The 2,012-nt window shown below is 68.0% G+C and carries 1 protein-coding gene and 1 CRISPR repeat array; the gene reads left to right on the plus strand.

Features of this window, described 5'->3' with window-relative positions:
* Nucleotides 1–127 precede the first annotated feature (127 nt).
* Complete coding sequence (locus C2142_RS37125) at nt 128–1,576, plus strand: NF041680 family putative transposase (protein WP_148642341.1); 1,449 nt, start codon at nt 128–130, stop codon at nt 1,574–1,576.
* Between the two features lie 29 nt (nt 1,577–1,605).
* A CRISPR array of direct repeats spans nt 1,606–1,961; the repeat unit is 30 nt; unit sequence GTTGCAAGCCCTCCAGGGCTGATGACCACC.
* Nucleotides 1,962–2,012 lie beyond the last annotated feature (51 nt).

The following is a 2,012-nucleotide window of genomic DNA, read 5'->3' on the forward strand; positions in this document are numbered from 1 at the left end:
AGCTTTTTGTTTAACCTTGCTGGTCACCCGACCTGCTGATCTGCGGTTCTTCCCGGGACAGCGGAGGCGGCCGTTCTCCACGCTTCGAGATGTCGAGTCACGAAGCCCAAGAGAACGGCCGCTGCATATGAGTCTCCCCCTTGACCCGCCCACGAGCGACGCATTGGGCATCTTGTCCCGCTTTCGGGTTCAGTTCTACGACTGCCTGTACGCCCGCGCGGACGCGCTCTTCGAGCTGACGGACGCGGTGCTGTGCACGGACGGACCAGTGAAAACGCTGGTGGAGCTCTCGCTCGCGGCCGAGCACCGGCGCGGGCACGGCGCCCTGTACCAGGCGCTGGACCGGGGATGGCTGGAGCCGACGCGGCTGCGCCGCACCCTGACAGGCCTGCCGCTGCCACGGCTCGCGGACGGGAGAATCGCGCTGGCCGTAGACGTCTCCAACTGGCTGCGGCCCGATGCCCCGACAAGCGGCGAGCGCCTGTTCTGCCACGTCTACGGCCGCGGTCGAAGCGCCGACCAGTTCGTCCCCGGCTGGCCGTACTCCTTCGTTGCCGCCCTGGAGTCCGGGCGCACGTCGTGGGTCGGACTGCTGGACGCGGTCCGACTGGGACCGGCCGACGACGCGACCGCCGTCACCGCCGCCCAGCTGCGCGAGGTCGTCGAACGCATCATCGCGGCATGCCACTGGCACCGAGGCGATCCGGACATCCTCATCGTGATGGACGCCGGCTACGACGTGACCCGCCTGGCCTACGTCCTGTCCGATCTTCCGGTTGAACTGGTCGGCCGACTACGCTCGGACCGGGTCATGCTCCGTGACCCGGGCGAGCCCCGCTCCACCCCGAAGGGCGGACGCCCGCGCCGGCACGGCGGCGTCTTCACCTTCGCCAAACCCGACAGCTGGCACACCCCGGACGCCGCCACCACCACCGACACCACCCGCTACGGGAAGGCCGAGGCGAGAGCGTGGGACCGGATGCACCAGCGCCTGCAAAAGCGCGGCCCCTGGCTCGACCACGAAGGTGAAATCCCCATCACCCACGGCACGTTGGTCCGCCTCAAGGTCGAGCAGCTGCCGGGCGAGAGGGACGCGAAACCGCTGTGGCTGTGGTCCTCCGCCACCGGCATCGACGCCGAGCATCTGGACCGGATCTGGCGCACGTTCCTGCGCAGATTCGATCTTGAGCACACCTTCCGACTCATGAAGCAGACCCTCGGTTGGACCGCCCCCCGCTTCCGCAACCCGGACACCGCCGACCTGTGGACCTGGCTCGTCATCGTCGCCCACACCCAACTCCGCCTCGCCCGCCCCCTCGCCGAGGACCTACGCCGCCCCTGGGAGAAACCGGCCCCGTCGAGCAGGCTCACCCCCGCCCGGGTCCGACGCGGGTTCCGCAACATCCGCGCGAAGACGCCCAACCCAGCAGCCGTGCCGCAACCGACACGCCCAGGCCCCGGACGGCCACCGGGCTCGAAGAACCGCAGGCCGGCACCCCGCTACGACGTCGGGAAGACCGTCAAACGCGAACCCACGCTCGAAGCGCACCTCGCCAAGATCGCGGCGACAGCATAAAAATCAAGCTCAGAGACCCATCTGCATCGGTTGCAAGCCCTCCAGGGCTGATGACCACCCCAGTCAGGGGGAGAAGCCGGCACCGTCGTACCCATGTTGCAAGCCCTCCAGGGCTGATGACCACCGCGGGCGTCCGGGTCGATCACGTCGGCGAGACGTCGTTGCAAGCCCTCCAGGGCTGATGACCACCAGGACAACGGGGTCTTCCCGCTCTGGTGGATCGAGTTGCAAGCCCTCCAGGGCTGATGACCACCGGACACCATTAAGAGCAGTAACAAGACAAGTGACAGGTTGCAAGCCCTCCAGGGCTGATGACCACCGTGGACCACCTGGGCTCGGTTGGCCAGGGCCTCGCGTTGCAAGCCCTCCAGGGCTGATGACCACCCGAGCTGTCGTGGCCGAGGTTCAAGCACGTCGCGAGTTGCAAGCCCTCCAG

Origin of the sequence: Streptomyces sp. CB01881 (assembly GCF_002953255.1) — a bacterium.
Lineage (GTDB): Bacteria > Actinomycetota > Actinomycetes > Streptomycetales > Streptomycetaceae > Kitasatospora.